This window comes from Staphylococcus sp. GDX7P312P (genome assembly GCF_008385775.1).
Lineage (GTDB): Bacteria > Bacillota > Bacilli > Staphylococcales > Staphylococcaceae > Staphylococcus > Staphylococcus haemolyticus.
The window spans coordinates 1-5,946 of sequence record NZ_VUKI01000068.1; the positions used below are offsets into that span (position 1 = coordinate 1).

A 5,946-nucleotide genomic window follows, 5' to 3' on the forward strand; every position below is an offset into this window, starting at 1 on the left:
AAACCGGCTTGTACTGTGATAACGATGTATCCTCATTTAGAAGGTGTATTATCACTCGATCTTACTACTGTTCTCATTCTTAATCAATTAGCGAATTCTGAACAATATGGCGCTGTATATTTAGTGAATTTATTTTCGAATATTAAAACGCCTGAAAATCTCAAACATATCAAAGAACCATACGATGAGCACACAGATATACACTTAATGAAAGCGATAAGTGAAAGTGACACAGTGATTCTAGCTTATGGCGCCTATGCGAAGCGGCCTGTTGTCGTCGAACGTGTTGAACAAGTGATGGAAATGTTGAAGCCTCACAAAAAGAAAGTCAAAAAGCTCATTAATCCAGCCACAAATGAAATTATGCATCCACTCAATCCTAAAGCACGTCAAAAATGGACATTGAAATAAAAGGAGGATTATCTATGAACCATGAAACCGCACAGTCAGACTGGCGAACAGTTGCTAATTGTTTAGCATCGCATGATTACGTTTCAATAGTAAAAGGACTAGTACATCATTTCGCAGCAATTGAAGATGAAGAAATATTGGATAAAATCTATGATGATTTTATAAATGATGATTCTATAACAACAGTACTTAACAATGATTTACATGCAATTATTAACCAATATCTATAAAAATGAATATCATACTACTTACAATAAAAATAGAGCATCCTTCACTTTTACGGTGAAGGATGCCCTATACATGTATTTTTAATATATTATTTCAAAACTTGTTTTAACATAGATTCAACGCTATCTTTACCATCTTTATCCATTAATAAATTAACAATATTGGAATAATCTATTTGAAGTTTTAATATTTGTTGCGCCAAATTTTTCTCCTCTCTTGATGCAATTGGAAATCTTCCTAACTCAAATATATCAAAATAAAAGCCAATCTCTTCTTCATACTTATCATAGTCTTCTTGAAGTAAAAAGATGGGTTTATTTAAATGTACATAATCAAATATAGTAGAAGAGTAGTCTGTTATCATACAATCACTTAAAATATATAACTCCTGTATATCTACTAATTCATTGAAAAAACAGTGAATTCTTTTATCTAAATTATTATATTTTGATCGGAGCATACTTTCGTTAGGATGAAGTTTTACTATAATTTCATAATTATTTGGTAAATATGAAAGTAGTTTTTTTAAATTTATATTGGTTAAATTTTCTCTTTTTTTGTTTCTCCAAGTAGGACAAAACAGTATGTAACGTTTATTTTCATCCGATTTATACAAATATTTTTGTTGTACTCTCTGTCTTTCAGTATCACTTTCTCTATTTTTTATCAAATATTGATTGCGAGGAGCTCCATTTTCTAAAACGATTAAATCAGATTTTTTTTCTAATTTAAAAGCGGAATTTAAAATCATTGTATTAATTTCTGATGAAGAAATTAGGTAATCCCATTTCTTCATTCTTGGTAAAAACGCATTTAATTGTTTTCTTCTTTCTTCAACATCATTTAAATCATTTACCATTTTTTTGAGTGGGAATCCGTGCCAAGTTTGAACAAATATTTGCTCTTTACCTTTATATACTTTATCCCATGAATTACCATTCATAAAAACATATTTAGATTTTCTAAAAGTTTTTATATAGTTATCACTTCCAAATCTAATAGGCGTAAATCCATAACGTTTTATTTCCATATCTACCAATGAGTTACTTGAACTTACAAATACCTTTTTATTATTATAATATTTTTTTATGGCTAAAGCTATATACTTAGGGTCCCCACTAAAGTTTTTGCCATGAAAAGATTCTATAAAAATATAGTCCGAGTTAACGTTAATTTTGTTTAATTTTTTTATTTCATTCTTCTCAATTAATTTACTATAGTAGTTTTTAGACTTATTGTACACTGCTTTATTTTTAAGTATGTATTTTATTAATTTATTTTCCTTGATTTTTTTATAGTTTATTTCTTTTTTTATTTTTTTATTACTAATTTTATTGAATTTTGTATATTTAAATCTATTTTTTGTATTAATAGAGTATTTATTAATATTTTCAAGAAGTGTTTCCGCATAATTATTAGTTTTAAAAGAGTTTTCTAAATTTAATATATCTTCTTCTCTATCTTTATTAGTATATCTATAATCTAGTATTTCATTTAAAATTAATGCATCTTCTTCGAAATTTTTTGTTAAAAATCTTATCGAATTAAATTTGTTATATATACTCTCTAATACTCCATCGTCTCCGGGATAAATTAAAGCTTTATTTCCTATTGCTAATGTTTCTAATATTGAATATCCTAAAGTTTCGTAAGGTGAAGCAGATATATAAATATAACTTTTAGGTTCTTTATGATTTAAAAAAACATGATTCTGCAGTCCATAGTAATTAATTAGGTTTTTATATAGTAGCTCTGATGGTCCATATCCTATAATATATAATTTAATATCATTATTTATATTATTTTCTATTATATAATTAAATAATTGTATTATATATGAGATATCTTTTATTTGATCTTCGAATCGCGCTTTAACCATAAAATTTCTTTTTGTGTTATGCTTTGCGTTTTGAATGTTTATATGACTAGCATTAACATATTGATTGAAAACGTTAGGATAATTATATTTATTTATAAATTTATCTCTGATTTCTTTGGTACTAACACGTATACAATCAATATAATCAAGCGCTAAATCTGTTTCTTCATCTATGTATTCTAAAGGGCCATGTATTTCTCCAACAATTTTAATTTTTCTATTTATTTTTTTTATAAATTTAGAGTAATTAAAAAATTCTTCTCTTGTGAAAATTAATACATCCCCTACTGCTAACATTTCATTTGAATTATAATAATCTATTTTTAGTAATTTACTGTTTAATTCTTCATGAATTATTAGCTTTAATATATCGTTTTTATTAAAATCTAAATAATTAAAATAATGCACCTCTACTCCAATACTTAATAATGATTTTATTAAATTAATATTACTTCGTGATGTACCACCTTTTGAAAAAATATTATAGCCTAAAATATTTATCTTCATTACAATATAATCCTTTCTCTTTTTATATTTATCTTTATTATAATGTAATTTGCAATATTTTTTTATTTATTTTCACTAAAATTATACATTAATGTGATACTTAATTTATCAAGAAAACCATAAATTTATGCTAATAATATAGTAAATTAAACTTCTATTGCTAAAAATTTTATTTAATATATCGTATTTCGATTCATACATTTAATAAAATAAAATTAATCTACTAATATTTTTGATTATTACTTATTTATTGTCACCACATTAGTAATAGTAACTCACTAATTGTTTAGATAATTTAAATTGACTGTTATAACTTTAAGCTATGTTATTAATTTTATTATTACAAATAGAGGTATTAGATTGTCTATCCGTGTAATGTAATAGTTAAAAACCGCATCATTTATGATATGCTTCGCCTCGCATTATCTTAAATGCTCTATACACTTGTTCGATTAAGACGACGCGCATCATTTGATGTGGGAATGTCATTTTGCTGAATGAGAGTGCATAATTGCTGCGTTTTAAGACGTCCTTATGCAATCCATTTGATCCGCCAATGACAAAGACGAAATCACTTTGTCCTTGTGTCATGCGTCGTTGCATTTCTTCAGCTAATCCTTCTGAAGACAACATTTTACCTTGGATTTCTAAAGTGATGACTGTTGCATGAGGTTTGATTTTAGCTAGTAAGCGTTGACCTTCTTTTTCTTTCACTTGTTCAATTTCTTTATCGCTCATATTTTCAGGTGCTTTTTCATCAGGTACTTCAATAATTTCAATTTTGGAATAAGCACCTAATCTTTTTTCATATTCTGATATAGCCTGTTTCCAGTATTTTTCTTTTAATTTACCCACAGCTAAGATTGTTATCTTCATAAAATCCTCCATAGATGTTAATAGTTATCCTACTTATCCACAAGTTATCAACTTGTTAACAGAATTCCCTCTAATTATAACAGTAATGTATACGAATTACGGTAAAATCTTTTAAAATATCCCCATTTCATGTGATTATCCTTGTATATATGTGGATAAGTCTGTGAATAATGTGAGTATTTCTGTGTGTATTATACACAAAAGTGGATAACTTCCCTCAATTTTGGGGATAACTTTAAGTAAGTCTTAAATATTTATTCACAGATTTAAGCTAAATCTTGTTATTATAAGGTTTCTTTTGAATAATCATGTATAGTCTAAATTATTAGATAATTAACTCAATAAATAAAAAAACAACCTACTCACAAATACTAATTTTGTAAGTAGGTCGTTCGTCTAAATAATTACAATGTATATATCGGTGTAGCTTGTGCTTTATCTGTATCACATAATAGCACTTCTTTTTCAGTATCTATATCATGTTCATTTAGAACCTGACTAACGCTCATACGTGCTAAATCTTTCATGTTGTTATCCTGTGATAAATGTGAAAGATAAATGCGCTTCGTATTACCCGTAATGACATCAGTCATCGCCAGTCCTGCATCTTCATTAGACACATGTCCCATATCGCTTAAAATACGTTGCTTCGTCTTCCAAGGATAACGGCACATGCGTAACATATCCACATCATGATTACTCTCAAACATAAAGGCATCACTGCCTTGAATCATACCTTTCATTCTATCTGACACATAGCCTGTATCTGTAATCATCGTAAATTTCTTATAATTATTATGAAAAATATAAAACTGTGGATCAATTGCGTCATGAGATACATTAAATGATTCAATATCAAAACCTGCAATAGATTTTGTTTCATAAGGATTAAATATGAATTTTTGATCCATTGGAATTTTACTATCTTTCTTCTCAATTGCTTTCCAAGTGTTCTCATTCGCATAAATCGGCAAACCATATTTACGCGCAAGCACACCTAATCCTTTAATATGGTCACTATGTTCATGAGTAACTAGAATGCCATTTAAATCTTTTATATTTCTATCAATTTGGCTAAATAAATCTTCCATTTTCTTGCCAGTGAGTCCAACATCTACTAATAGACTGCCTTTATCACTCTCAACATAAGTGGCATTCCCCGTACTACCACTCGCCAATACACTCATTCGTATCAAGCGACTCATCCTTTCTACTTCCGACAACTTACTCTATATTTTAGAGTGCCTTCAGTCTAATTCCTTATATTTTGCACTCTTTAATTAAAAAAATGAAGTTTCGAACAATCCACATCATTCGAAACAATCCAGTCCTCTAAAATACCTTTATATTATACTATACCAATACAAAAATTAAAGTTCCAATTCCATGTTTATGTACAACACTTACACATATAAATAAAATAAGTGCATGAGACCATCGTAGCCCCACACACTTACTATACTTTCCATACCAAATATCATTTCTTTCTAATTAAGAACAGAGAAGGTACAGAGAAGGATAATCTATTGAAAATAACCATTCACACACTTACATACGCAGTTCTAAGATAGATAACGAAACATAGTTGCGGAGACTCCTATGTTTATTATTAATGAACATAAGTGCTAGCACACTTATGTAAGAAATTCTAAAGATGAACTACAAATGACGTTGTGTGACGCCTGAGGGAGTTAGAACTATTGATGAACGTAAGTGCTCACACACTTACGTAAATAGTTCTAAGATAGATTACGAAACAGAGTTGCGGAGACTCCTAGGGGAGCAGTAATTTTAATGAACCTAAGTGCAATAGCACTTAGGTAAGTAGCTCTAAAGATGGATAATAAATGGCGTTGCGCGACTCCTAGTGGAAAAGAAAGTGTCGAGTGACTACAGGCACGAGCCTTTCCCACAGGAAAGCGTCGCAACAAAAGAATATTATCCATCTAAGAGCTGCTTTAGAGACAGCACCCCAGGAACGCGAAGCAACTTATGTGAGTGATTATCTATCTAAGAACTATTTTACAAGACCGCGGCTCGACCCA

The 5,946-nt window shown here is 28.9% G+C and carries 5 protein-coding genes; 2 read left to right on the plus strand and 3 right to left on the minus strand.

Annotated elements, in window-relative coordinates; all coding sequences use genetic code 11:
• The coding region (locus tag F1592_RS13220) for a DUF1643 domain-containing protein (RefSeq protein ID WP_149814197.1) at positions 1-411 on the plus strand (411 nt) is incomplete at its 5' end.
• 14 nt (positions 412-425) lie between these two features.
• The gene (locus tag F1592_RS13225; protein ID WP_149809844.1) at positions 426-641 is read left to right on the plus strand and encodes a hypothetical protein; all 216 of its coding nucleotides are present in this window, start codon (positions 426-428) and stop codon (positions 639-641) included.
• An 86-nt stretch (positions 642-727) separates the two neighbouring features.
• Here F1592_RS13225 and F1592_RS13230 read toward each other — a convergent pair whose 3' ends face one another.
• From F1592_RS13230 to F1592_RS13240, 3 genes are all read right to left on the minus strand, one after another.
• A complete protein-coding gene (locus F1592_RS13230) occupies positions 728-3,025 on the minus strand; it encodes a CDP-glycerol glycerophosphotransferase family protein (protein ID WP_149809845.1) in 2,298 nt (765 codons plus the stop codon).
• A gap of 396 nt (positions 3,026-3,421) precedes the next feature.
• Positions 3,422-3,901, minus strand: a complete 480-nt coding sequence (gene rlmH, locus F1592_RS13235; protein WP_053016924.1) for a 23S rRNA (pseudouridine(1915)-N(3))-methyltransferase RlmH — start codon at positions 3,899-3,901, stop codon at positions 3,422-3,424.
• A gap of 404 nt (positions 3,902-4,305) precedes the next feature.
• The gene (locus F1592_RS13240; RefSeq protein WP_011274380.1) at positions 4,306-5,106 is read right to left on the minus strand and encodes an MBL fold metallo-hydrolase; all 801 of its coding nucleotides are present in this window, start codon (positions 5,104-5,106) and stop codon (positions 4,306-4,308) included.
• Between the last annotated feature and the right edge of the window lie 840 nt (positions 5,107-5,946).